The organism is Hydrogenobaculum sp. (assembly GCF_049967395.1).
Taxonomy (GTDB): domain Bacteria; phylum Aquificota; class Aquificia; order Aquificales; family Aquificaceae; genus Hydrogenobaculum.
In genome coordinates, this window is the sequence record NZ_JBMFST010000105.1 from 1 (window position 1) to 1,668 (window position 1,668).

Below are 1,668 nucleotides of genomic sequence, written 5' to 3' on the forward strand. Positions count from 1 at the left end.
GACATTTTGAAAAATCGCTGTTATGCTATTAAAAGTGAAATTTTCAGGAGGTTAAAGAATATGCGAAAAATAGAAAGTAAAACCCTTTTAAGTGAAGTTGTGTTGGCATAAGACATGATAGTTATGTCTCGCGAAACCAATGCTTGTAAGATTAGATATTATTGCAACGTATCGTTTGGAGCTTTTCATAAAAACAAATGTATAATATCATAGATATAGGATGTAGATGGGGATTTGCTGATAGGTTTATTAAAAACATAGATAAGCTTAACATTTTCGGCTTTGATCCAGATGAAGAAGAATGTAAGACGTTGCAAGCAAAATACAATCACCCGCATATAAGACTCGTACCTTTTGCCCTTTCTGATGATTTAAGAGAGTACAAGCTCCATATCACGGAAAATCCCGGATGTTCTTCTATCTACAAACCAGATGACTTTGTTTTAAACACATTTTTATGGTGCGGTGGGCAAAAACCAAAATCCGAAGCTTATATCAAAACAATCACACTAGACCTTTGGGCTAAGGAAAACAACATATCTTCTGCGGATTATATAAAAATAGACGTACAAGGAGCAGAGCTTGATGTGTTAAGAGGAGCAAAAGATATTTTAAAGACCACCTCTTTCATAGAGATAGAAGTAGAGTTTAACCCACTGTACGAGGGTATACCTCTTTTTTCCCATATAGATTTATTTTTAAGAGATCAAGGTTTTGTGCTCTATAGGTTTTTGGATTTAAACCACTACGGTGTATTTGGAGAAAAAGAAGCAATTTTAAAAGATTTTGAACTAAACTTCGATGCCATTGTTGTAAAAGCACCCATGAGAGGCGGACAGCTTTATTGGGGTGATGCTCTTTACGTAAAAGAAACCATTGCAAAAGGAAAGTTATCAAGCGAAGAGCTTGAAAAAACTATAGAACTTGCAAATATCTTAGGATATTTTGACATAGCAAGAAGGCTTGAAGTTTTTAGAGCTTTTAAAAACCAAACCGATGTAGATTTTCTACACTTTCAAGGAATGCTATCAGAACATTCAAACATTGAAAGATTAAAAGAGATAGAATATCTGAAGCACCAATTGGAAATTTATAAATCAAAAGCTCAAAGATCTCAAGAGTTAGAAGATGAGCTAAATCAAACCAAAGAACAGCTAAACTCCGTATTAAATTCTCGCTCCTGGCGTATTACCAAACCAATAAGAGAGTTTAAAAAGTTTTTAAAATCACTTTTAAGCTAAAATATGGTATAATAAAAACCATGAAAAAAGCACTAATAACAGGTATAAGAGGACAAGATGGGGCATATCTGGCTAAGCTTTTGCTTGAAAAAGGCTATGAGGTTTACGGGGCTGACAGAAGAAGCGGAGATTCTTCCAACTGGCGGTTAAAAGAGCTTGGCATTGAAAAGCATGTAAAGATTGTCTACATGGATTTATTGGAGCTTACAAATATAAGACATGTTATAAAAGATGTTATGCCAGATGAGGTTTACAACTTAGCAGCCCAGAGCTTTGTAGGTATATCTTTCGAACAACCACTACTTACCACAGATATAGATGCTATGGGAGTTTTAAGGCTTTTAGAAGCCATAAGAGATATAAAACCAGATGCAAAGTTTTATCAAGCCTCTACATCGGAGATGTTTGGAAAAGTAAAAGCCATACC

General features: G+C 34.8%; 2 protein-coding genes. Both read left to right on the forward strand.

The genetic code is table 11. The annotated features are described in order from the left end of the window. Positions 1-197 precede the first annotated feature (197 nt). The gene (locus ACP5S8_RS08300) at positions 198-1,241 is read left to right on the forward strand and encodes an FkbM family methyltransferase (RefSeq protein WP_461876469.1); all 1,044 of its coding nucleotides are present in this window, start codon (positions 198-200) and stop codon (positions 1,239-1,241) included. 20 nt (positions 1,242-1,261) lie between these two features. Then, a partial coding sequence (locus tag ACP5S8_RS08305; RefSeq protein ID WP_461876470.1) for a GDP-mannose 4,6-dehydratase occupies positions 1,262-1,668 on the forward strand: 407 nt, incomplete at its 3' end.

What these genes read in the sequence shown, in the direction of transcription:
- ACP5S8_RS08300 (WP_461876469.1), top strand. Translation starts at nt 198, where the DNA reads ATGTATAATATCATAGATATAGGATGTAGATGGGGATTTGCTGATAGG.